Origin of the sequence: Acinetobacter sp. YH01009, from assembly GCF_013420765.1 — a bacterium.
GTDB lineage: Bacteria > Pseudomonadota > Gammaproteobacteria > Pseudomonadales > Moraxellaceae > Acinetobacter > Acinetobacter amyesii.
In genome coordinates this window covers 23577-47626 of record NZ_VOYE01000015.1, presented here as the reverse complement: position 1 = coordinate 47626, position 24050 = coordinate 23577, and the positions used below count along the sequence as shown (strand labels likewise).

The 24050-nt window shown below is 42.4% G+C and carries 22 protein-coding genes and 1 riboswitch; of the genes, 9 read left to right on the top strand and 13 right to left on the bottom strand.

Annotated elements, in window-relative coordinates:
- Positions 1 to 71: 71 nt before the first annotated feature.
- Positions 72 to 1121 carry a serine hydrolase gene (locus tag FTT76_RS13730; RefSeq protein WP_180004717.1) on the top strand — a complete coding sequence of 350 codons (1050 nt, stop codon included), beginning with the start codon at positions 72 to 74 and terminating at the stop codon, positions 1119 to 1121.
- Positions 1122 to 1244: 123 nt separating this feature from the next.
- Here the strand turns inward: FTT76_RS13730 and thrC are convergent, their stop codons facing one another.
- The 4 genes from thrC to xerD form a co-directional block, all read right to left on the bottom strand.
- Entirely contained in the window at positions 1245 to 2384 is a 1140-nt protein-coding gene (thrC, locus tag FTT76_RS13725; RefSeq protein WP_078189447.1) for a threonine synthase, read from the bottom strand.
- A gap of 62 nt (positions 2385 to 2446) precedes the next feature.
- Entirely contained in the window at positions 2447 to 3751 is a 1305-nt protein-coding gene (locus tag FTT76_RS13720) for a homoserine dehydrogenase (RefSeq protein WP_180008061.1), read from the bottom strand.
- Between the two features lie 130 nt (positions 3752 to 3881).
- Positions 3882 to 4694 carry a DsbC family protein gene (locus FTT76_RS13715; protein WP_180008060.1) on the bottom strand — a complete coding sequence of 271 codons (813 nt, stop codon included), beginning with the start codon at positions 4692 to 4694 and terminating at the stop codon, positions 3882 to 3884.
- A gap of 96 nt (positions 4695 to 4790) precedes the next feature.
- Positions 4791 to 5708, bottom strand: coding sequence for a site-specific tyrosine recombinase XerD (gene xerD, locus FTT76_RS13710; protein ID WP_180008059.1), 918 nt, complete (start codon positions 5706 to 5708; stop codon positions 4791 to 4793).
- 172 nt (positions 5709 to 5880) lie between these two features.
- Between xerD and FTT76_RS13705 the strand changes: the two genes are divergently transcribed.
- From FTT76_RS13705 to ftsW, 5 genes are all read left to right on the top strand, one after another.
- On the top strand, positions 5881 to 6144 hold the full coding sequence (locus tag FTT76_RS13705) for a FeoA family protein (RefSeq protein WP_078189444.1): 264 nt from the start codon (positions 5881 to 5883) through the stop codon (positions 6142 to 6144).
- Positions 6141 to 8006 carry a ferrous iron transport protein B gene (gene feoB, locus FTT76_RS13700; RefSeq protein WP_180008058.1) on the top strand — a complete coding sequence of 622 codons (1866 nt, stop codon included), beginning with the start codon at positions 6141 to 6143 and terminating at the stop codon, positions 8004 to 8006. The genes FTT76_RS13705 and feoB overlap by 4 nt, the downstream gene beginning before the upstream one ends.
- A gap of 36 nt (positions 8007 to 8042) precedes the next feature.
- A complete protein-coding gene (locus FTT76_RS13695; RefSeq protein ID WP_180008057.1) occupies positions 8043 to 8294 on the top strand; it encodes a DUF6587 family protein in 252 nt (83 codons plus the stop codon).
- Positions 8295 to 8452: 158 nt separating this feature from the next.
- Positions 8453 to 9799, top strand: coding sequence for a UDP-N-acetylmuramoyl-L-alanine--D-glutamate ligase (murD, locus tag FTT76_RS13690; RefSeq protein WP_180190577.1), 1347 nt, complete (start codon positions 8453 to 8455; stop codon positions 9797 to 9799).
- Between the two features lie 21 nt (positions 9800 to 9820).
- Complete coding sequence (gene ftsW, locus FTT76_RS13685) at positions 9821 to 11017, top strand: putative lipid II flippase FtsW (RefSeq protein WP_111884862.1); 1197 nt, start codon at positions 9821 to 9823, stop codon at positions 11015 to 11017.
- Here ftsW and FTT76_RS13680 read toward each other — a convergent pair.
- The 7 genes from FTT76_RS13680 to FTT76_RS13650 all read right to left on the bottom strand — a co-directional run bounded on the left by FTT76_RS13680 (position 11006) and on the right by FTT76_RS13650 (position 17731).
- Positions 11006 to 11266, bottom strand: a complete 261-nt coding sequence (locus FTT76_RS13680; protein WP_180008055.1) for a zinc ribbon domain-containing protein — start codon at positions 11264 to 11266, stop codon at positions 11006 to 11008. The two genes, ftsW and FTT76_RS13680, sit on opposite strands and share 12 nt — an antisense overlap.
- Positions 11267 to 11351: 85 nt before the next feature.
- Positions 11352 to 12269 (bottom strand): tRNA glutamyl-Q(34) synthetase GluQRS, encoded by a 918-nt coding sequence (gene gluQRS, locus FTT76_RS13675; RefSeq protein WP_373686557.1) that lies wholly within the window; start codon positions 12267 to 12269, stop codon positions 11352 to 11354.
- Between the two features lie 4 nt (positions 12270 to 12273).
- Positions 12274 to 12801, bottom strand: coding sequence for an RNA polymerase-binding protein DksA (gene dksA, locus FTT76_RS13670; RefSeq protein ID WP_180008053.1), 528 nt, complete (start codon positions 12799 to 12801; stop codon positions 12274 to 12276).
- A 209-nt stretch (positions 12802 to 13010) separates the two neighbouring features.
- Positions 13011 to 13814, bottom strand: coding sequence for a 3',5'-cyclic-AMP phosphodiesterase (cpdA, locus tag FTT76_RS13665; RefSeq protein ID WP_180008052.1), 804 nt, complete (start codon positions 13812 to 13814; stop codon positions 13011 to 13013).
- Between the two features lie 10 nt (positions 13815 to 13824).
- Entirely contained in the window at positions 13825 to 14445 is a 621-nt protein-coding gene (locus tag FTT76_RS13660) for an NUDIX domain-containing protein (RefSeq protein WP_111884865.1), read from the bottom strand.
- Positions 14446 to 14521: 76 nt separating this feature from the next.
- Complete coding sequence (thiC, locus tag FTT76_RS13655) at positions 14522 to 16417, bottom strand: phosphomethylpyrimidine synthase ThiC (RefSeq protein ID WP_078189435.1); 1896 nt, start codon at positions 16415 to 16417, stop codon at positions 14522 to 14524.
- A 116-nt stretch (positions 16418 to 16533) separates the two neighbouring features.
- Positions 16534 to 16660: riboswitch (TPP riboswitch) on the bottom strand.
- Positions 16661 to 16762: 102 nt separating this feature from the next.
- Positions 16763 to 17731 (bottom strand): hypothetical protein, encoded by a 969-nt coding sequence (locus tag FTT76_RS13650; protein WP_180008051.1) that lies wholly within the window; start codon positions 17729 to 17731, stop codon positions 16763 to 16765.
- A gap of 332 nt (positions 17732 to 18063) precedes the next feature.
- On the opposite strand from FTT76_RS13650, the gene FTT76_RS13645 reads away from it, so the two are divergent.
- Together FTT76_RS13645 and phoU are read left to right on the top strand one after the other, a co-directional pair.
- A complete protein-coding gene (locus FTT76_RS13645) occupies positions 18064 to 19419 on the top strand; it encodes a TolC family outer membrane protein (RefSeq protein ID WP_078192574.1) in 1356 nt (451 codons plus the stop codon).
- 83 nt (positions 19420 to 19502) lie between these two features.
- On the top strand, positions 19503 to 20219 hold the full coding sequence (phoU, locus tag FTT76_RS13640) for a phosphate signaling complex protein PhoU (RefSeq protein ID WP_078189433.1): 717 nt from the start codon (positions 19503 to 19505) through the stop codon (positions 20217 to 20219).
- Between the two features lie 59 nt (positions 20220 to 20278).
- On the opposite strand, the gene FTT76_RS13635 is transcribed toward phoU, so the two are convergent.
- Positions 20279 to 22075 carry an ABC transporter ATP-binding protein gene (locus FTT76_RS13635; RefSeq protein ID WP_180008050.1) on the bottom strand — a complete coding sequence of 599 codons (1797 nt, stop codon included), beginning with the start codon at positions 22073 to 22075 and terminating at the stop codon, positions 20279 to 20281.
- Between the two features lie 172 nt (positions 22076 to 22247).
- Here FTT76_RS13635 and FTT76_RS13630 point away from each other — a divergent pair, with 172 nt between their 5' ends.
- A complete protein-coding gene (locus FTT76_RS13630; RefSeq protein ID WP_180008049.1) occupies positions 22248 to 22874 on the top strand; it encodes an alpha-ketoglutarate-dependent dioxygenase AlkB in 627 nt (208 codons plus the stop codon).
- 230 nt (positions 22875 to 23104) lie between these two features.
- On the opposite strand, the gene FTT76_RS13625 is transcribed toward FTT76_RS13630, so the two are convergent.
- On the bottom strand, positions 23105 to 23881 hold the full coding sequence (locus tag FTT76_RS13625) for an IclR family transcriptional regulator (protein ID WP_078189430.1): 777 nt from the start codon (positions 23879 to 23881) through the stop codon (positions 23105 to 23107).
- Positions 23882 to 24050 lie beyond the last annotated feature (169 nt).

The window sequence follows — 24050 nt, the reverse complement described above, 5'->3', positions numbered from 1 at the left end:
AGTTGTGACCAATGTACGGCATATTGCTGGTCTTGCGCAAATGTTTAGTATCCTGAGTTGAGTGAGCAATGGTGAAAAAATTAAATAAATCCTTCATGCACGTTTTGGGCATGTCAATTTTATTCAGTATGAGCAGTTTCAGTTCTGCTGAAATTGTGATGAATAGTGCTGCAAATCAGCAGTCAAATATTAGCTGGTCATCTGAAGATGCAAACCAGTTACTCAACGGTGACGTGTCTTATAGCGCTGAAGAGCCATCTCCTCAGGGATCGACGAAAGTGACTACTTCTGTACGTAGTACAGGCGGTGTGGTACAGACAGCACCATCGAAAACGGTCCGTATTATTGATACCAATCAATACGCAGGACAGCCCTCTGTAAATGCGCGTGCAGCACTGGTTATGGATGGTCAAACTGGTGAAGTGCTATATAGCAAAAATAGCAATACCGCTTTACCGATTGCATCAATTACCAAACTCATGACAGCAGTAGTGATTTCAGATGCCCGATTAAACATGTCTGAAAAGATTACCTTACAACAGTCTGATTTCTCATGTTCAGGCTGTAAAAGCTCAAGTTCAACGCTGCGTGCTGGCGACAGTATGAACCGCGCAGAAGCTTTGCTATTTGCTTTGATGAAATCTGAAAACCCAGCGGCTTCGGCATTAGCACGTACTTATCCAGGTGGTCGTTCTGCATTTATTTCAGCGATGAATGCGAAAGCACGCTCATTAGGGATGAACTCGACTCATTATATGGAATCGACTGGCTTGCACCCAGGCAATGTCGCTTCGGCACGTGACTTGGGGATTTTGGTGAATACCGCTTCGCAGTATGGTTTGATTCGTCAATTTTCAACCACACCAAGTTATGACTTTAATTTGGGCTACCGCGTGTTGAAATCAAACAATACTAATGCTTTAGTGCGTAATGGTGGTTGGAATATTAATATTTCAAAAACTGGATTTATTAATGAAGCAGGGCGCTGTGTAGTGATGCATACCACATTGAATAACCGTCCAGCGGTAGTGGTGTTATTGGGTGCGGATTCTTCAGTTGCACGAACCAATGATGCGACACGTTTAATGAATTGGGCGAGCCAGTTACCAAAACGTATTTAATAAGATTTCAGATTTTTCATTCTTTCAGTATTTGGATTTACTCAACGTTTAAATGCTGAAGTGAATGCAAGATATAAAAAAGCCCTGCAAGAGCAGGGCTTTTTTATTTAGTCAGCATATGAATTACATATTTGACAGAATTGAATCGCGAACTTGATCCATAGTTGCATCAATCGACAACATCACGGCGTCTTGGCATTGCTTGATGGCAGTGTCAGGATCTTTTAAACCGTTACCTGTTACAGTACATACGATCACAGAACCTTCAGCAATTTTACCTGCTTTAATGTCACGAATCGCACCACCGATAGACGCTGCAGAAGCAGGTTCTACGAATACACCTTCGTACATAGACAGTAGACGCTGTGCTTCTAGGATTTCAGCATCTTGAAGTTCATCGAACCAGCCTTCTGAGTCGCGGACTACTGCTTTAGCATGGTTCCAGCTTTGTGGGTTGCCAATACGGATCGCAGTTGCTACAGTTTCAGGGTTTTCTACAGGTGCACCGCGTAGGAATGGTGCCGCGCCAGCAGCTTGGTAACCCACCATTGTTGGTAGACCCGCAGGTTTTGGACCTGTGAATTGATCAGTTTCAGGATCATAAACCACTTGTACAAATTCTTCTTTAGGCTGATTCGCCACAGCTTCGGTATAACCCATCCAGTGTGCTGTGATGTTACCCGCATTACCTACAGGTAGGCAGTGGTAATCTGGCGCACGACCTAATTCGTCAACGATTTCGTAAGCAATGGTTTTTTGACCTTGCAGACGGTATGGGTTGATTGAGTTTACAATCGTAACTGGTGCTTGATCCGCAACTTCTTTTACAAGACGCATACCGTCATCGAAGTTACCGTGGATTTGCATCGTTACTGCGCCATACATCATCGCTTGTGCCATTTTACCCATGGCAATTTTGCCTTCTGGGATTAACACGAATGCTTTAATACCCGCACGTGCAGCATACGCCGCTGCGGCAGCAGATGTATTACCTGTAGAGGCACAAATAATCGCTTTTGAGCCTGCTTCCACTGCTTTTGTTACGGCCATGGTCATACCACGGTCTTTAAATGAACCAGTCGGGTTTAAGCCCTCGTACTTCACATAAATTTCAACATTTTTGCCAATAATGCGTGGAATGTTCTCAAGCTTAATCAGTGGCGTATTACCTTCGCCCAAAGAAATTGCGCGAGTAGTTGCAGATACGGGTAAACGGTCGCGATAGCGGTCAACTAAACCAGTATAACGATTGGCATTAGACATGATGATGTTCCAATTGTGTGTAGAGCTTGGCGAGAGGAACTGAAATATTCCCCTCGACCCGATTAATTATCAAGCGATTCTAAACGAATTCGTACAATTTCGCCATGAATGACAGGCAATGCTTGAATTTGTTGAAGGGCTTCATCCATTTTAGATTCTTTGACTGGATCAGTCAGAATCACGATAGGAATAAGGTCTTTTAAGCGCGGCTGTTGCATGATCGCATCGATGCTGATTCCTGCACGGCTTAAAATCGTAGTGACATCAGCAAGAACGCCAGTTTGATCTTCGGCATTAATACGGATGTAGTATCCTGTGGTCATTTCTTCACGTGGAAGAATTGGTAAATCGGTCAGTGCTTCAAAAGCAAGCTGTGGAATTGTACCAGCGCCATCTTCGGTATATGAGATGTCACGGACAATATCGACAACGTCAGCAACCACCGCTGATGCTGTCGGGCCTGCACCTGCGCCTGCGCCATAGTAAAGCGTTGGACCAACAGCATTGGCTTGAACCAATACAGCATTTTTAACGCCATTTACATTGGCAATCAGTTGGTCTTCAGGGATCAGCGTTGGATGAACACGAAGCTCAATACCCGTTGCAGCACGACGTGCAATACCTAAATGTTTAATACGGAAACCAAGGTCTTCTGCATATTTGACATCTTGCGCAGTGACTTTGCTGATGCCTTCAGTGAAGACTTTGTTAAACTGGAGTGGGATACCAAAAGCAATAGAAGCCAGCAATGTTAACTTGTGCGCTGCATCGATTCCTTCGACGTCGAAAGTTGGATCTGCTTCGGCATAACCGAGTTCTTGCGCTTCTTTGAGAACGTCTGCAAAGGCACGACCTTTTTCACGCATTTCAGTCAGGATAAAGTTACCTGTACCGTTAATAATACCTGCAAGCCAGTCAATTTTATTGGCTGCCAAACCTTCACGGAGGACTTTAATAATTGGGATACCGCCTGCGACAGCTGCTTCATAAGCAATCTGAACGTGATGATCATCGGCCAATTTAAATAATTCATTGCCGTGTTCAGCTAATAAAGCTTTGTTGGCTGTAACCACTTGTTTGCCATGAACGATTGCTTCACGAATTACTTCATACGCAGGGTGAATGCCGCCCATAACTTCAACCACAACGTCTACATCGGGTTGACGGACGATATCTAATAAATCAGCACTTTGCTTCACTGAAGCAGGTAGTTCTAAATCAGGACGAGGGCGACGCGTACCCACATGGGTAATTTCAATTTCACGACCGGTGCGACGTTTAATCTCAGCAGCATTTTCTTTTAGTAGTTTAAGGGCACCACCACCCACAGTACCAAGACCGAGGATTGCCAGACGAACTGGTTTCACGTCACACTCCATTTATTTCATCATTGCTTTAAGTGAGTTTAGATCATAGCTAAAAAAACGTTCGGACTCTAGGGTAGAAATCACTTTATTCCCACCCATAAAAAACATTCATTTAGCCTATAAAAATTAGTTATTTAAGCGCACTTTCAAGTTCGGAAGCCGACATGTACGCACCGATGTGTTTACCTTCTGCGTTATAGATCGCTGGCGTACCATTCACACCAATATTTAGACCCATTTCATACATGCTGCGCACTGGGTTTTTACATGATGCAGGCTCGATTTGCTCACCGGCAATAGCTTTATCAAATGCGGCACGACGGTCTTTGCTACACCAGATATTTTCCATCATTGGCATGTGTTGTTCACCACGTGGCCAAGCGATGTAACGGACTTCAATGCCACGGGCATTAATATCATCCATTTGTTCATGTAATTTATGGCAATAAGGACAGCTGACATCGGTAAACACATAAACTACGTGTTTGGTTTTACCTTTGGCTTTATAAATCAGTAGGTCTTCAGTTTTTAATTGATCAAATAATTTTTTGTTGGCCTCTGCTTGTAGTGTATCGCCTACATTAAAGAGTTGTTTTTCACCTAAACGAACCACGTCGCCTTGGAAAATGTATTTACCATCAGCTGTAGCATAGACCGCAGGCATGCCTTCAAAGCTTACCCAAAACAAATTAGGAACTTCAGTCGCTTTCACCCCAGTGACTTTGGCATTGATATTGGCTTTTTGCAGATTGGATTGCAAAGTATCAATTAAACGCTGCTGAGCATTACGTTCAGATAAATTCGAAGCTTCACCAGTTGCAGGCGTACTTGCCGTTAATGTCGCATCTTTCTTTTCGTCATTATTTGAATTAGAACAAGCCACTAACGCCATGCTGGCAACAAGTGTCGATGCGAGAAAAATTTTTGAACGGGTAAATAACATAAACAACCCTTTTCTTTTAGCTTTATCAAACAGGTGAGTAAGCATAGCAAAAAATATCGGGCACAATAGAACTTCTTGGTCTGATATTTCCTGCCGTTAAGCTCTCGGATGATAGTCTGCATGTAATTTTTGCATACGAATCTGCGCGACATGGGTATAAATTTGCGTGGTAGACAAGTCACTGTGGCCGAGCAGCATCTGCACTACACGTAAGTCGGCACCGTGGTTGAGCAAATGCGTGGCAAAGGCGTGGCGTAAGGTATGTGGTGATAATTCGGCTTGAATGCCTGCAATGAGCGCATAGCGTTTAATCGCGTACCAAAAGTTTTGGCGACTCATCATTCCACCGAGTTGAGTGAGAAATAAAGCATCGGTTGCGCTTTTGTATAAGACGGGGCGCGCTTCGGCTAAATATTTCTCGATCCATTCCACCGCCATTTGACCTAAAGGAACTAAGCGTTCTTTATTGCCTTTACCGGTAATTCGTAAATAGCCTTGTTTAAGATTGATCAGTTCTAATCTTAAATTTAATAACTCAGAGACACGTAAACCACAGGCATACAGCACTTCGAGCATGGCACGATCACGTAGACCCAATGCGGTGTTGAGGTCTGGGGCATTAATCAGGGCTTCAACATCTGCTTCAGATAAATCCTTTGGTAGAGCACGACCCAATTTGGGTGTTTTGTGGATTGCAACAGGATTGTCGCTGCGTATTTTTTGTTCGCGTAAGAACTTGAAAAATGAACGCAGTGCAGAAAGTGAGCGGGCGATCGAGCGAGGGCTTTTTCCTTGTTTAGTCAGGCTAAGCAAGACATCTGAAATGTCGTCACTGCTCCAATCAGTCATGACATGCGTATGACATTCACTGCATTGAATTAAATCAGATAAATATGCATTTCGAGTGTGTGGACTGACGGTTTGAGCTATTAAATCATCACGATATCCGTGTAAAAAACTGAGTGTTTCTGGAATTTGGACTGGGGTAGGAATACGTGGTTTTTTATTTAACATGTGCCGCTCATTTTCGAAATTAAACCAAGAAATCACAATGGTTTAATGCAATGTAATTTAAAAAAATAGTCGTGTCGATGCTAGATTGTTAAATGAGAATTGAAATCGAATCCGATTTGTTAATTATTCTCATTTGTTTGTATAATGTTCAAAATTTTTTAGGGTTAGTTGCGTGCGATTATCTGATTTGAAAGTGAAACAAAGCGCAGTCATTCATAAGGTACATCGTAACCAGAATGGCAACAATGCTCCGGCTGATTTAGTCGCTAGCCGTTTAGAGACTTTGGGTTTTGTTCCCGGAACAAAAGTACAGGTGATTACCAAAGGTATTTTTGGTGGTGACCCGATTTTAATTCAAGTTGGGTTTACTCGCTTCGCACTGCGAAAAGTAGAAGCTGAAAAAGTGGAAATAGCAATGGAAGGGGCATCAGCATGAGTGATGCGTTACGTATTGCCCTCGTTGGTAATCCAAACTGTGGTAAAACTTCATTATTCAATCATTTAACGGGCACACGTCAGAAAGTTGCAAACTATGCTGGGGTAACGGTTGAGCGAAAGGTGGGTCAATTTACTTTGCCATCGGGTAAATCTGTTCGAGTTTTGGATTTGCCGGGGACGTATAGCCTAGAAGCGACGAGTCCTGATGAAGCCATTACGCGTGATGTCGTGCAAGGTAAAATTGCAGAAGAAGGGCATCAAGATGTCTTTTTATGTGTAGTTGATGCGACAAACTTAAAATTGCACCTCGGTTTGGTCATGGAAATGATCGATTTGGGTCGTCCAATTTTACTTGTCCTCAACATGATGGATGAAGCACGTCGTCGTGGCATGCAAATCAATACCCAAAAGCTGTCTCAGCGTTTGGGCGTTCCTGTTGTAGAAACCGTTGCTGTACGTAATGCAGGTATTGAAAACTTAATGGGCGCTTTGGATGCCGAAGGCTTCAGAAAACCAGATGCGTCATTAAGTGATACCAATCTTTCTGGGACTAACCACGAAAAAATTGAACAAATTTTAAAAGACGTGGTGGTGTTTGTTGATCATGAAGATAAACGCTCAGACTTTCTCGATAAAATTTTTCTACATCCAGTCTTTGGTTTAATTACCTTAGCGGTGATGATGTTTATTATCTTCCAAGCGGTGTTTGCGTGGGCTGCGCCGTTTATGGATGGTATTGAAACCTTCTTCGGTTGGTTCGGTGAATTAGTCGGTGAACACATTTCACATCCACTCCTGAACAGCTTGGTGGTTGATGGGATCATTGCTGGTGCAGGCGGTGTAGTGGTGTTCTTGCCGCAGATTTTAATTTTATTCTTCTTTATTTTGGTTTTAGAAGAATCAGGTTATTTACCACGTGCAGCATTCTTGCTAGATAAGCTGATGTTTAAAGCGGGTTTGAGTGGACGTGCTTTTATTCCTTTGCTGTCGAGCTTTGCCTGTGCTGTACCGGGCATCATGGCAACTCGGAGTATTCAAGACCCCCGAGATCGTCTGGTAACGATTTTAGTTGCGCCATTGATGACCTGTTCGGCACGTTTACCGGTTTATGCCTTGCTGATCTCAGCATTTATTCCACAGCAAATGGTCTGGGGCGTCTTTAACTTACAAGGCTTGGTGTTATTTGCATTATATGCAGCAGGGATTGTGAGTGCCTTAATTGTGGCAACAGTGCTGAAATTCTTCCAAAAAGATAAATCACAGCATGCCTTATTGATGGAACTTCCAAGCTACCGTTTCCCAGATATTAAGAGTGTTTGGATTGGTTTACTGGACCGTGCCAAGATCTTCTTGAAGCGTGTTGGTGGCATCATTTTCGCTTTATCGATTTTGTTATGGTTCTTGTGTACTTTCCCGCAACCGCCAGAAGGCGCAACCTTGCCGGATATTGATTATTCATTGGCAGGTATGCTTGGGCATGTATTACAACCGATTTTTGCACCATTAGGGTTTAACTGGCAGATCTGTATTGCCTTAATTCCAGCGATGGCGGCACGTGAAGTCGTTGTGGCGGCATTGGGTACGGTGTATGCCCTGTCTGCAACTGATGAAGATGCCATGTCTCAAGGTCTGGCAAATTTAATTAGTAGCGATGGGTCATTGGGTTGGTCATTGGCAACCGGTCTATCATTATTGGTATGGTTTATTTATGCGCCACATTGCTTGGCGACACTGGCGACAGTTAAACGTGAAACTGGCTCCTTGAAAACGGTGAGTTTCATGACCATCTATTTATTTGGTTTGGCTTATTTAATGGCATTCATCACGTATCAATTTGCAACACGCTATTTTGGATTCTGAATTGTGAATGGCAAAAGCTGAACAAAGGAGAGAGACATGCTTGAATCAATAATTATTGCGGTATTGGTGATTTGGAGTGCTGTCGTGGTGTTTAAGAAGGTATTTCCAAAAACATCGAACTCAGTCTTCACAACTTTATCTGAGCACTGTGCAAACCGTGGTTGGAACAGTCTAGCCAAATGGTTAAAGCCAAAAATGGCAGCAGGCTGTGCAGGCGGTTGTGGATGTTCAGCTTCGGATAATTCATCTGCAAAAAAAGCTGAAGTACAAGCGGTGAAGTGGAAATAAGCTCACCGCCCGTTGCGTGAAGAAACCGCCCGAGATGGGCGGTTTTTTACGAGCGGACACAAAAAAACTGCGAGAAAGTGAAAACATAAAAAGCATTCAAAACAGCAAAGTGCTAACATTTTGTCAGATTTAAAAACTGACCAAAAAATGGGGCGAAAATGTTAATACAGCGTGGTGGATTGAAGGTTGTTGCCGGATTAGGGATTTCTGGTGTTTCCGCAGTGAATTTCTTACATAGCCATGGCTACCGCGTTGCAGTCACCGATTCACGAGCAGTCCCACCGGGTCATGATCAAATTCCAAGTGATGTACAAACCAGTTTTGGTCAGTTGGATCAAGATTTATTACTCCAAGCAGAAGAAATTATTATCAGCCCGGGGCTAGATCCAAAATTATCGCAAATTCAGGCGGCCATTGCAGCCAACATTCCTGTGGTTTCAGAAATTCAAATTTTACGTCGTGCGACGGATAAGCCGATTGTCGCAATTACAGGTTCGAATGCGAAAAGTACCGTAACAACTTTATTTGGTCTTATGGCAGCAGATGCAGGCAAAAAAGTGGCAGTGGGTGGTAACCTGGGTCGACCGGCTTTGGATCTCACCAAAGATGATCCAGAGCTTTATGTTTTAGAGCTTTCAAGTTTTCAATTAGAAACCACGTCGAACTTGGCAGCAGAAGTGGCTGTGGTGTTGAACATGAGTGAAGACCATTTGGACCGTCATGGCGATATGATGGGCTATCACACTGCGAAGCATCGTATTTTCCAAGCGGTGAAAAAAGTCGTGTATAACCGTGATGACTCATTAACACGTCCATTGGTTCCAGATATTACTCCAATGCAAAGCTTTGGCCTAAATGCACCAGATATGAATCAGTTCGGTATTCTGCGCGATACTGATGGCACAATTTGGTTGGCACGTGGTCGTGAGCGTTTACTGAAAAGTGCAGATATGTATATCCAAGGGACACATAATGTGGCAAACGCCTTGGCATGTTTGGCTTTGGGTGAAGCGATTGGTTTACCACTCGAAGGCATGTTGGAAACCTTGAAAACCTTTAAAGGCTTAGAGCACCGCTGTGAATTTGTCAAAGAAGTGCATGGTGTTCGTTATTATAACGATTCTAAAGGTACCAATATAGGTGCGACTTTAGCTGCGATTGATGGCCTGGGTGCTGCGATTGAAGCCAAAGGCGGTAAAGTGGCGATTATTTTAGGTGGTCAAGGCAAAGGGCAGGACTTTACTGCGCTGCGTGATTCACTTTCAAAATATGCCAAAGTTGCGGTGTTGATTGGTGAAGATCGTCCAATTATTGAAAAAGCGATTGAAGGGACAACCACGCTGATTCATGCTGAAAGTTTGAAACAAGCGGTTGAGCTGTGCCAACAAAATGCGGTAGTCAATGATGTGGTGTTATTATCTCCAGCCTGCGCAAGTTTTGATATGTTTAAAGGCTACAGTGAGCGTGGACACCAATTTGTTGATTGTGTGAATGCACTCGTTTAAAAGAACGATAAGGAAAGTTGTATGGCTGGGTTGGCTCAGACGACCATAAATAGAATAAATGAAGTTGTAGAGCGTTGGCTTCCTCGGTTACCTGCCGAGGTCAACGTGCGCAATGTTCTGGTGTTCTGTGTTTTGGCATTGTTGTGTATTGGTTCGATCATGGTGGCATCTGCATCTATGCCCTATGCAGAACGCATGCATGAAAATGCCTTTCATTACATTTCACGACACGGTATTTCGATTGCCGCCGCCGCCGCCGCCGCCTATATCGCCTATAAAGTGCCGTTGAATGTTTGGTTTAATAACACTTTCTTTTTATGGATTATCACGATTATCTTACTGGCTGCCGTATTGGCTGTCGGGACAGAAGTCAATGGTTCTAAACGTTGGATTCGGATCGCTGGTTTCACCTTACAGGCTTCGGAGGTCGCCAAAGTCATGATGGCGATATTTACCGCGGACTATGTGGTACGACGTGCTGAAGAAGTCCGCAATAATATCAAGGGCTTGGTACGATTGGCAGTGATTATGGCTGCAACTGTCGGTTTAGTCATGGCAGAGCCCGATTTAGGGGCGACTGTGGTGATTGCCTTAACTATGCTAGGGGTATTCTTCCTCGCAGGTGCACCGTTGATTCAGTTCGCAATTGCCTTTGGTGCGATCATCATGGCCTTTGTGTTCTTGATTTTATTTGAACCTTATCGTTTAGAACGTTTGATGTCCTTCTCAAATCCATGGAATGATCCATTAGGCGCAGGCTACCAGTTGTCGAATGCATTAATGGCTTTTGGTCGCGGTGAATGGTTTGGTGTCGGCTTGGGTCATAGTATTCAAAAAATGTCGTATTTACCTGAGGCACATACCGACTTCATGTTGGCGGTTTTGGGCGAAGAATTTGGCTTCTTTGGGATTTTGACCGTATTGACGCTGTCATTTGTGATGTTGGTCTGCTGTATTCGCATTGGTCATCGTGCTTTACGTCATCAATACTTACGTGCAGGCTACTTGGCTTATGGCATTAGTATTATCTTCTTGCTGCAAATTTTGGTGAATGCCGGCATGAACATGGGCATGCTTCCTACCAAGGGTTTGACCTTACCGTTTATTAGTTATGGGGGGTCTTCTTTGATTATCTGTGCGGTTATGGTGAGTCTGATCTTAAAGATCGATGCCACGACCAAAGAAGTAAACCCAAGTAAAGAAGAATCAAGCTTCTAAATTCGTATCTCGTTGCGGATCGGGAGATGCATGGTGGAGGACACTGGCTGGCATCTCCGTTCCACAATGGAGACATTTGACAAAGCTGGCCTTGGCTTTAGAAAGGGGAATCAATGGGATAAAAAATAAAGAAAAATAATTACGTTGCTGTTTTAACTCATACTGAGTTCTGCTGCGGCAGACAGGGCAAGTAAATTGGCTCTTTTCAATGACTTTGGGTTTCGGACCAACTCCAAAAATAAAAAACATTAGGCTCTCCAATGGTCGATTGATCACTTTATTAAAGCATAATTCAATTGAATATCGAGTGATTGGCTCAGATAGGGATGTGGGTTTATTGATAGATTTGAGGCAATGCTGTGCCATGGGGAATTTGTTGAATATCCCACTGCGCAATCGCCTGTTGTAGCATAATACGTGGCGTATCCAAGTCGACTGGCGGTTGGTGTAGGGCTTGCAATGCTTGTTGTAATAAAGGTGCCGCTTGGCTTAAATCAAGAGCTTGAGCCATATTCTGTTTTGACAGTTTTTGTCCCTGATTATTCATTGCCAATGGCAAGTGCATGTATTCAAGGCGTGGATAACCCAAAACCTGTCCGAGCCAAATTTGACGTTCGGTATTGTCCAAAAGATCAGCCCCACGTACAACATGGGTCATCCCTTGTAGGTAGTCATCCACCACGACAGCAAGTTGATAATTGATAATGCCATCACGGCGTTTTAAGACAAAGTCACCCAAATCCTGTTGCAGATTGGAGCAATGCGTCCCTTGTAAGCGGTCGGTAAAACAAATCTTCTGTGCATCGACTTTGATTCGAATAGCCTGATCCTGAAGGGGAAGGCCAAGATTACGACATGTGCCTTGATAGATATGATTTGAACCGAGCATTTTTCGGGTGCATTGACAAGCATAGACCAAGTCTTGGGCATGCAAATGCGCAATGACTTGCTCATAGATTTCAAGGCGGTCTTTTTGGAAAATGATCTCGGTATCTGGTTCGAATTGAAATGCATCAATACAACGTAAGATGTGTTCTTCGCTGCCGGGAAATATACGTGGAATGTCGGTATCTTCGATACGAACGACCCATTGCCCCTGATGCGCACGGGCATCGCAGTAGCTTGCGACTGCTGTAATTAAAGAGCCAAAATGCAAAGGGCCGGTTGGCGATGGCGCAAACCGACCCACGTAATGCTCTGCAGCTTTCCCTCCCTTATCTAAAGGGAGGGCTAGAGAGGAATTACTCAACACAGAATTAACCGTTATTTTGCTTCTCTTTGATCTCTGCAAGTGTTTTGCAGTCGATACATAAAGTTGCTGTTGGACGTGCTTCTAGGCGACGTAAACCAATTTCGATACCACACGTTTCACAGAAACCGTAGTCATCATTTTTAATCGCGTCAATTGATTGTTCAATTTTACGGATCAGTTTACGTTCACGGTCACGTGTACGAAGTTCAATCGCAAATTCTTCTTCTTGCGTTGCACGGTCGTTCACATCTGGAAGCGCAGTATTTTCGTCTTGCATGGTATTCAAAGTACGGTCTACTTCTGACATTAACTCAGCTTTCCACGCCAATAAGATGTGACGGAAATGCTCAAGTTGCCCTTCAGACATGTATTCTTCATTCTTTTTAGGCTGATAAGGTTCAATACCAAATAAGCTTGCAGTAGAACCACCTTCAGTCGCCTTTGGCTTTGATTTGCGCACGCGTTTGGTAGACTTTTCGTCTACTACATCAGTTTGTTCGTCTAAGACTTGATTTTGGTTGTCATTCGCCATATAGGGCATTCCTCATCATATGCATATATCTATACGCAAAAAATATGGTGATATGCAAGTTTTTTATCCACCCAACACAGAGTTTCCTTCTGTGGGGGTCGTCATCATATAGACTTTTTCTGCTTATTGATAGTCTTTGATGTTTGGATTCTAACTATCACTTTTCCTTTAGAAGGCATAAAGTAAAGCAAAAAAATCAAATTGAAAAGTTAATAACCTGAAATTTCAACATTAATTTGAGGTTGTTTTAATTTGACCCGAACAACTTCAGTTTTAAATTCACCATTATCATTCAGATAGAGTGCACGATACCCTGGTAAAGCCTCATCTAAGGCAAAATTTTCACTATGCGGTTTGAACTGAACACTGGTCGAAGGCGTCGATAAAAACTGAATATTGCGCCATTGATTAGACGAGTCTTGATGTACGTGTCCGCATAGTACAATTTTGACATTGTCATGGCGTGAAAGCACATCTATGAGATGTTCAGCGTTCTTTAGTTTATGCTGATCTATCCAATGCGATTGCATGGCAAAAGGGTGGTGGTGGCATGCCACAATGATGTGTTGCTGTGGGTGTGCTGTGAGTAACTGATCTAATTGTTCCAACTGCTGTTGTGATACCCAACCATCCACTTTTCCTTTAACCGCACTGTTCAGTAAAATCAGACACCAATTGCCTAATGCGATGCAGTGAACACGATCTTCCTGTTGATGAAATGGGAAGCAAGACGCTTCGTCATGGTTCCCCGGAATCTGATAAAACGGAAACGGCTGCTGTTGCATATATTCGAGATAACGCGCATAGGTACGCTCTACCGGCACTTGTGCAAGATCGCCAGTATGGACAAGCGTATCGATGTGATGATGGTTCAACTGAATTTGTTGAATCACATCGTGAAAACTCTGCTCTGGATTCATGCGGACAAATTCAAGATCTTCCTGATCCATTAAATGTGTGTCCGAGATCTGGATCAGTGTCCAGTCGTATTGTGGTGTATCCCTTAAAGTCATGTCCTTCCCCTTAGACATTCCTTGTAGTATGTATTTGTTGTTGTAACCATTGCAAGGCCATAATGACAGGTGCGTTTTTTAGCCGACCATTGGTTAATAATTCAGGAATATCAGCATAGTTTAAGATATGCAATTGAATATTCTCTCCTTCATCAGGCATGCCAAAGACTCCGCCATGTTCAGGAAGTTCAGCTTCAGCACTATAAAGGTGGAATAATTCCGCGCAGGCACCCGCAGAGGGATAAAAACTAAATAAATGCTGTAGTGCATCTAATTCACAGCCTGATTCTTCCAAACTTTCACGGCGGATGCAGCTTTCAGCAGATTCATCACCATCGAGCACGCCGGCAATAATCTCTAGTTGCCATGGCGAAGTTTCATCATCAATCGCCCCAATGCGGAATTGTTCAATTAAGGCAAATTTTTGTTGTTGATGGCTATAAATCAGTACACCTGCTGCTTCAGGACGATGAATCAATTCACGCTGAATGGTTGGAATCATGCTGTCTTGATGGAATAAGCGGTGTCGAAGCTGAACTTTTTCAACTTGAATAAAGCCTTTATAAAGATGTTCACGCCCTTCAATGCTGTAATCTTTTTTGTTATATGTGGCCTGTTTAATAATATTCATAAGCGCTAATTAGGATGAAATCTTCCATTTCATCCTAACCGAGATTTTGTTGAATACAAAAGATTTTTTTTAAGCTTTACACTTTGTGGTACAACTTTTGACCATGTTCATGATAGGCCGCTTTCATGCTTTGTAAACCCGTTTCAATTTCAGGATTAGATTCTGAAGAAAGCTGCATATCTTGCTGATTTTTTGCATAATCTCTCACATTTTGTGTGATTTTCATCGAGCAAAATTTAGGTCCACACATCGAACAAAAATGGGCCGATTTATGTGCTTCTTTCGGCATAGTTTCATCATGCATGCTGCGCGCTGTATCAGGGTCTAAGCTCAGATTAAATTGGTCTTCCCAGCGGAATTCAAAGCGTGCTTTGGATAATGCATTGTCACGGGCCTGCGCACCGGGATGACCTTTGGCAAGGTCTGCGGCATGGGCTGCAATTTTGTAGGTGATAATGCCGTCTTTGACGTCTTTTTTATCTGGTAGACCAAGATGCTCTTTCGGGGTCACATAACACAGCATGGCGGTGCCATACCAACCAATCATTGCCGCACCAATGGCAGAGGTAATGTGGTCATAGCCCGGGGCAATATCGGTGGTGAGTGGTCCAAGGGTATAGAAAGGCGCTTCTTTGCAAACCTCGAGTTGTAGATCCATATTTTCTTTGATCATGTGCATTGGTACATGGCCTGGGCCTTCAATCATGACTTGTACATCATGCTCCCATGCACGGTGAGTCAATTCACCTAAGGTGCGTAATTCACTAAATTGGGCTTCATCGTTGGCATCTTGAATACATCCCGGACGTAAACCATCACCTAAACTGAATGACACATCATAGGCTTTCATGATTTCGCAGATTTCATCAAAATGCGTATACAGGAAGTTTTCTTCATGATGCGCTAAGCACCACTGCGCCATGATGGATCCGCCACGTGACACAATACCAGTTAAACGGTTGGCGGTGAGTGGAACATAACGAAGCAGCACGCCTGCGTGAATCGTAAAATAATCGACACCTTGCTCGGCTTGTTCAATCAGTGTGTCTTTGAAAATTTCCCAGGTTAAGTCCTCTGCGACACCATCAACTTTTTCTAAAGCTTGGTAAATCGGCACGGTGCCAATCGGTACAGGGGAGTTGCGAATAATCCATTCGCGGGTTTCATGGATATTTTTACCTGTCGATAAATCCATGATGGTGTCAGCGCCCCAACGAGTTGCCCAAGTCATTTTTGCCACTTCTTCATCGATGCTTGAACCAAGTGCTGAGTTACCAATGTTGGCATTGATTTTCACCAAGAAGTTACGACCAATAATCATCGGTTCACATTCAGGGTGGTTAATGTTGGCAGGGATAATGGCACGACCTTCAGCCACTTCTTGACGTACAAATTCTGGGGTGATTTCAGTTAAATTGCGTGCGCCAAAATTTTGACCGGCATGTTGGCGCATATCAACACCTTCACGCTGACGTTGATTTTCACGAATCGCAATGTATTCCATTTCAGGGGTGATGATGCCTTGTTTGGCATAGTGCATTTGAGAGACATTGTGTCCACGACGAGCACGACGCGGTTTTGAAATATGCGCAAAACGAATCTCTGCAGTACGAATATCTCGAAGACGCTCTTGTCCAAATTTTGAAGTTAAGGTATCGAGTATTTCCGTATCATTTCGAGACTCGATCCAAGATTCACGGACATTGGGCAGGCCTTGATTCAGGTCAATTTGAATATTGGGGTCGGTATAAGCACCAGAGGTGTCATAGACCATAATCGGTAGATTTTTTTCTCCACCCAGACCTGTAGGCGTATCTGTAAGACTGATCTCACGCATTGGTACGCGAATATCTGGACGTGAGCCTTGGATATAGACTTTCTTTGATGCAGGGAGAATACGAGTGAGATCTTTAGCATCTTGTTCATGTTGAGCAGCGCGATCTGAAGCGGTGAGATTCGTTAATTGGTTCATTGCAATGATCCTTATGAATGACATCAACGAATCAAGCACGACCAAAAACGTGGCAGTTTATCTGATGGATTCACCTGAAAATAAAGGCGTAAAACCAAGAGATAAGAAGGGCTTAAGTTTTTAGATGGCTTGATTCCTACGCAGGTATTAACCTGATCAGGTTCAACGGTACTCATCCTTAAATTTAGCGAACTAAATTTAGATGATCTCAGCAGGAAATTACCTGCGCTCCGTCAAGCTTTGTGCGGATATTAGCATGAAGGCTGTTTTAAAACAGTGTTATTTTTCATCGATTTTGCAGTGCAGAATTTTGGCTAGGCACATGTGCAATTGAACTTGCATTGGCTAAGTAGAGGACTGATTTACACAGATGGCGTCACTAAAACAGTCTTTCTTATAATGCGGATCAGGATTGCGGACACCAATTAAATTCAACAGCTGCGCTTCTGATCGCTGATTAGATGCAGCAGCATTTTGATCTAATAATTTTAAAAATAAACGCGCCTGATCTGCCAATTTGGAGTTTTTTAATTGAGCCAAGCGTTCAATTTCTTCTAAAGAACTGGCTTGAATACTGAGGCGGTCTGAAAAATCATTAGAAACGGGACTATGTGCCGAACCAATAAATAACAACTGGCTATATTGATATAGCAATTGTTGTGCATCTTTTTTGTAGGGGCTATTTGGATATTGTTTGAGATAGTCTTCCCAAAAAATAGCACGTGTTGCAATCTCTTGCGGCTCAATGGCTAAACTTTGTTGCAGCAAGGCAGGTTGTGCATTTTGTTCAGCCAGTTTTTCAATGAAGACCTGCTCAGGTTCTTCCATATAAGGCGCAAAAATTTTGGCTAAATATTCAGGACTTCGGCGATAGCGTAATTGTCCTTCACCTGCATCGAACAATTCTACATAGGCTTGGCCTTTATGTTTCAGTAAATACTGATCTCGGGCGGTGAGCTGCTCATAATGATTTTGTTGAATTGTGGGATGCTGAGCCATATCAAAGGCAAATTGTTCGAACGCCATTTGCTGTTGAGCCGTACGTTCAACATGTAAAAAGTTACGATACATTTGATTGGACAAGCGTAGTAATTTTTTTTGTTCGTCCGCTTTTAACAGCGGTAAGCAGACTTTGAGATCTTGGTTGATTTGTTCTAAAGCGAAAGTTGTGCGTTGATCGTCTATTTCCAGCATGTTTTTTTCAAGTTTTTGGCACAGCAAAGACAAATCGACTGCTTCTTTTTGAACAGTCTTATTGTTGGGAAACTCTGGTGCAGGTTGTGGTTCAGGCTGTTGTTGGCATCCATTCAACATACTGAAACATAAAAACATTACACTAAACTTTGCAGGCAGCTGAAAAAATTTTGACACAGGAACTCGATGCGCTATAGAAGTGGTATTGTCCGATGGAATGTCGACTATTTTATAGATGAAACACGTGCAATATGTGTACTATTGTACAGTTCTTTGTTATAGCGTTGTGAGTAGTGTCCGAAAACGACTGAAATTATCCGGTTTTGTCGCATTTGATATAAAAAATTAATAAAAATCATACGGAAATTTGCAAGGATATGATTAGTATCTGCTTAGTTTTAGGCTTGAATATTCAATCTCGGGTATTTGAATATTAGGAATTTACAAAAAAAATGAACAAAAAAGTTGTGGTGGGTCTTTGTTTGCTTTTCACGAGTCAATGGGCGTGTGCGCTAGACCTTGTGCAAGCTTATGAACGTGCAAAACAAGAAGACCCCAATTGGCAAGCCAATAAACTACAATATGAAGCGGATAAATTGAATTTGGGGATTGCCAATGGGAACTTACTTCCAACGGTAACAATCTCCGGAAATGTGACCCGAAAAAATCAAAATTCCAACCAAAGTGGCGCTCAAGCCGGGCTGATCATGCCAGACAGCACCACAACAAGACAAATTGCGCTCACTGCTCGTCAGCCCATTTTTCGTTGGGATGCATGGGAAGGGCTGAAGCAAGTCAAGACCTCGATTAATTTAAGTGAAATCAATCTGCGGATTCAAAAACAAGATCATATTTTAAATGTCTCTGAAGCTTATTTTAATGTCCTACGTCAGCAAGCATTGACGGTTGCCAACTTACAAGAAGAACAGGCGCTATCGGAACAGCTGCGCATGATGAATGCTAAATTAAAAGAAGGTTTGGTGGCAAAAAGTGATGTCAGCGAAGCCAATGCTCAATATCAAAATGCTCGGGCCAACCGCATGGCAACCAATGTTCAATTGGTTTTGGCGCAGGAACAATTACAACAGTTGATTGGGCCATATCGAGAAAATTTGGCGGTGTTACGTGAAGATTTTCAGTTTGAAAAACCGATTCCAAACAATGTACAAGCGTGGGAAGAACTGGCTCAGGAGCAGAACCTAGGCATTTTACAAGCGCGTATGCAACAACGTTATGCGGAAGATGGTAAACGTGTCGAAAAAGCCGCCTTATATCCTCAGATTGAAGCGGTAGGGACCTATGGGTATAACAAGCAAAGTCCACAATCCATCATGTCGCAAGATGGTCAATTTGATCAGGTGGGGATTGAAATGAACTGGAATGTGTTTAATGGTGGACGGACACAGAAATCCATTAAGCAAGCGGCGATCAATGTTGAAAAAAGCCAAGCACTGGTGGATGCAGCGATTCGAAAAGCACAAACTGATGTAAAAAAATCATATATGCAAGTCGAAACGGATCAAAGTAAATTACAGGCACGTAAAGCTGCAATGGATTCTTCCGCGCAAGTGTCTTTGGCCTCACAAGCCCAGTACCAAGAAGGTCTGAAAACTATGGTTGATGTGCTACTGGCACAGCGTAATGCCTTTTCAGCCCGTCAAGATTATCTGAATTCTAAGTACGATTATTTAATACATGTACTGCAACTCAAAGCCTCCGTTGGGAAATTAACGGAAGCTGATTTAGTGGAAATGAATGCATGGTTGGTCGATCAGAAAAATCAGCCATCGATCCTACTAAAGAAATAATCCATGGTCATAAAAGTTTCATAATCAATATGCTTTAATATGGCACTAAAATCTGCCGATTCACGTTGTAGTGGAGACTCGCTTTGCCTAATAATCCTGTTTTAAATCATCACATTTCTTCGCAATTCAATGAAGAGTTGCAGGATGTGCATACCAAATTTATGACCATGGGTGGTTTGGTGGAGCAACAGGTTGCAAATGCCATTCATGCCTTATTGGATACGGATGCAACAATGGCGATTGATGTTCAATTTCAAGACAATACGGTGAACCGTATGGAAACTGAAATTGATGAAGCGCTTACCCTAATTTTGGCGCGTCGTCATCCTGCTGCGATTGATCTACGCATGGTGATTGCGATGTCGAAAGCCAACACCGATTTAGAACGGATTGGTGATGAAGCGGCAAAAATTGCCCGTATTGCACAAAGCTTGTGTGAAGAGGGTGGTTCACCGCGTGGTTATATGGAAACACGTCATATTGGCAACCAAGTCCGTGTGATGATTCATGATGCGCTCGATGCCTTTGCACGTTTGGATGTAGATCAGGCTTTACGTGTCCTTTTGGCCGATGCTGATATTGACCGCGAGTACCAATCGGCAACCCGTACCCTCATGACGTATATGATAGAAGATCCACGCCACATTACTCGGGTCATGAATGTACTTTGGGTGCTGCGTTCACTTGAACGTATTGGTGACCATGCTCGAAATATCTCTGAACAAGTGATTTATATGGTGAAAGGTCTAGATGTCCGTCACACCAGTGTTGAAGAAATTGAGCAAAAAGTTCAGCGTTAATTGATTTAAAACTAATATAAATGAAGCCCATCCAACGATGGGCTTTTTTCGGTCTAAAATTAACTATGTGTTTCTTCGTCTTCCTCAAAAGTCCGGGCGATTTTGTCAATATTTAAACTTTTCGCCATCGCATCGAAGATTTGCTTATAGGCACCTTCTTGATGGTACAAATCATGATGCTCCCCGTGTTCTACGATTTGTCCGTCTTTCATCACATAGGTGTAATCGGCATCGATAATTTGCGACAAACTATGCGAAATCATGATAACGGTACGCCCTTGCTTAATTTGATCCAGACTATTTTTAATTTGTTCAGCCGCGATCGCATCTAAACTCGCAGTCGGCTCATCCAAGAAAATAATCGGCGGATTTTTCAGGAACATGCGTGCCAAGGCAATACGTTGTTGCTGTCCACCTGAGAGCAGTAAAGCATCGGCTTCATAGGCATGTGGCAGTTTTAAGATCTGATCATGGATCGAGGCTTTCCTTGCCGCATCAAAGACTTCTTGCTCTGTAGCTGTACTTTTGCCATAGCGAATATTTTCAAAAATTGAACCTGGGAAAATATGATTTTTTTGCAATACCAAACCAATATTTTCACGTAAATACTGTGTATCAATCTGTTCTAAATCGATGCCATCGAGTTTGATATTGCCCGCTTGAGGATGATAAAACTTATCCAGTAAGCTAATTAATGTCGATTTACCAGCGCCAGATAAACCAACCAACGCGGTGATTTTGTTCGGTTGGATGGTCATGTTGATGCGGTGCAATGCCTGAAAGCCATTGGGATAGCTAAAGTCGACATTGCTCAATTCAAATTGACCTTGAATCGGAGGTTGAGCAGTGCCACTGGTTTCAATTTCATGATCCGCTTCTAAGATGTTAAAGAAGCTTTCCGAATAAATCATTGCAGAGTTAATTTCATCATAGATACGATGCAGCGAGCGAATCGGGGCAGAGACATTATTAAATAACAACACGTGATACATAATCATCCCGATACTCATTTGCCCATCCAAAACAAAATAGGCTGTCAGAATGATGATCAGTACCACACCGACCTGTTCAATAAAGGTTTTGAGTCCGTCAAAGATATAACTGGTTTGCCGTGTCTGCATCTGGTTTTCAGTCAGCGACTTTTGCAGATTTAATTGCTTTTTCGATTCGACGGCTTCTTTGTTAAAAGATTTAATGACCGTTATCGAGTTGATAATACTCAGAATACCTTGATTTTTCTTTTCAAAATTATCGCGTAGGGCACGGCGCTTGCCTGCTAGTTTTTGTGATTGTTTGAAGGTCAGCCAAAAATAAATCGGCACAATAATTGTGGCCACCACACCTACCCAAACATTGGCATAATACATTAAGCCCAGTGCAATAATGGCACTGGTAAATAGCGGTAAAATATCAATAAAAAAGATTTGAACCAATCGTGTGAGCGAGCTGACACCCCGATCAATTCGAGTTTGGAGCTTACCTGCTTGGTTGTCTTGTTGATCGAAGAATGTCAATCGATAGGTGATAAATTTTTCAATAATGCCTTGGGACAAATCCTGAGAAATTAAAATACGTAATTTTTCACCAAACGATTTTTGTCCAAATTGCACGATGGCATTGATGACTTCTTTTCCCAGTAAGACTACGGTGATGGTGATTAATATATGCCAACCATTGGCTAGACCGAGGCCTTGTTGTAAAAGCTGATTGATGCTGTCTACGGCATATTTGAGTGTCAGGGCATTCACCTGTGCCGTGAGTGAGCCAATTAAGGTCAAGATCAGCGTCACGACCACCAGCCAGCGGTATGGCTGTACGAATGGACGTAATTTTTGGAAAAGCTGCCACAAGTTCATAAGCAATTATTTTTATTGTGAATATGAGCTTTAGTCTAAGACTGAAAATTCTATGCGACAAGTAATGACAATGTTTTGATTTGTGACGAGCGTTTTTCGGCTAAGATATTTTTTAAATGTGCTCACGACATCAGCATCACGCTGCTGTGCCAAACAGTGTTGAGTTGAACCGATGAATTTTGAATTATTTACGCCTGAACCGCATGCAAACCTGCTGCCCTATGATGGTGAAGTTGAAGATTATGGATTGATCTTCAATGCTGAAGACAGTGAAAAATATTTACGCTATTTCCTCACGCAGTTGGCTTGGCAGCATGATGAAGTCATTTTGCATGGACAGTATTTTCAAACGGAACGAAAAGTGGTTTGGTATGGAGATGCTCATTATGAGTATCACTATTCAGGCATGCAAAAGCAGGCATTGATCTGGAATCCAGCTTTACTGCGCTTAAAGCAACATATTGAGCAACGGGTGGGTCAGACGTTTAATTCCTGTTTGGCCAATTTATACGAAAATGGTACGCAAGCGGTGGGGTGGCATAGTGATGATGAGCCATCTTTGCTTTCACCCACACAGCAGGTGGTGATCGCATCTTTGAGTTTTGGCGCAAGCCGAAAGTTTTGCTTTAAACATAAAAGCACTCAAGAGAAAGTACAGCTTTTACTGCAAAGTGGACAGTTGATTGTGATGCGTGGGAAAACCCAACGGTATTGGAAACATGCCCTAATGAAGTCGATGAAAGTGACCGAGCCGAGGGTGAATTTAACCTTTCGTTATTTCTATGATCAACAGCCGTAAAAAAAGCCCATATCTAGATGAGCTTTTTTCTTTCTCTGAGGAAGAGTATAGCGACAATCAACTGAAATCATGGAACACATGGTTGAGATGACTGCTAAAGAACAATAATCATATTATGATAATTTATCCAATATTTATAATTAATAAATTCAATTAATAATATGAATTTATCAGATTAATTAAATAGCATCTTTACAATATTACATCAGTTATGCGCAAACTGATCAGATTTAAATGGCGTCCGATTCTTCCATCATACTGCTGTATTTTTTCTCAATACGCGCTGTACAGTCTTGCATCATTTCTACGACTTTTTGAAAGTTCATAAATTCAAAACGATTTTTAGACGCCAATAGGGTCAAAGCAAGTGGGGGTTCTTTACTGGAAAATTTAATCGGAATCGATAGGCTCGACATATTCGGGTCAACTTCACCATTGGAAAAATAATAACCCTGCTTTTTAATCTTTTTCATTTGCTGCATAAATTCTTCTTCATTATGCGCAAAACCAACTTGAGATAACTCGTCCGCAAAACGGTGGTAATAATCTAAAATCCGTTGCTTAGGTAACTGAGACAAAATTACTTTAGACGATGAGCCTTTATACATTGGACGCGGGCTACCTCGACCATAAGCCAATGCGGCATAGTCTTTATAAAGTTCATGATGTACATCAATGCAAGAGTCGATATTTAGATGCGTCAATAAGCAGCAAGACTCTGTGCGTTCCACAATTTCTTTCATGAAGGGGATGCTAATTTGCACCAATGGATCGGTGGTGCGAGAAATAAAATCAAGCACAGCAATTTTTGAACCCAGTGTGTAATCGCCAGAAGTCCCACTGAGGCGCTGCAATAATTCAGCAGAAACCAGTTCTTTTAAATAGCGATAGCTCGTTGGTTTAGATAAGCCTAATTCTTCACTAATAATGTCGACATTGATGATGGGACGAGCAACTGAAAATAAGTCGAGTACGGTGAGAATTTTACCAAAACTGGAAAGCGCCATAAGAACCTGCTTGGTCACAATAAAAAATGAATCGTTAAGTTACTTTATAACAAATTGCTCGGCCTGATGTTGCGCTTTTCTACATTGGAAATGAAACAAATCTGAAATATCTCAGGGTTTCTTGGGGCATCCTGATAAAAGCATAAGAAAAACCTGAAATATTCATTTA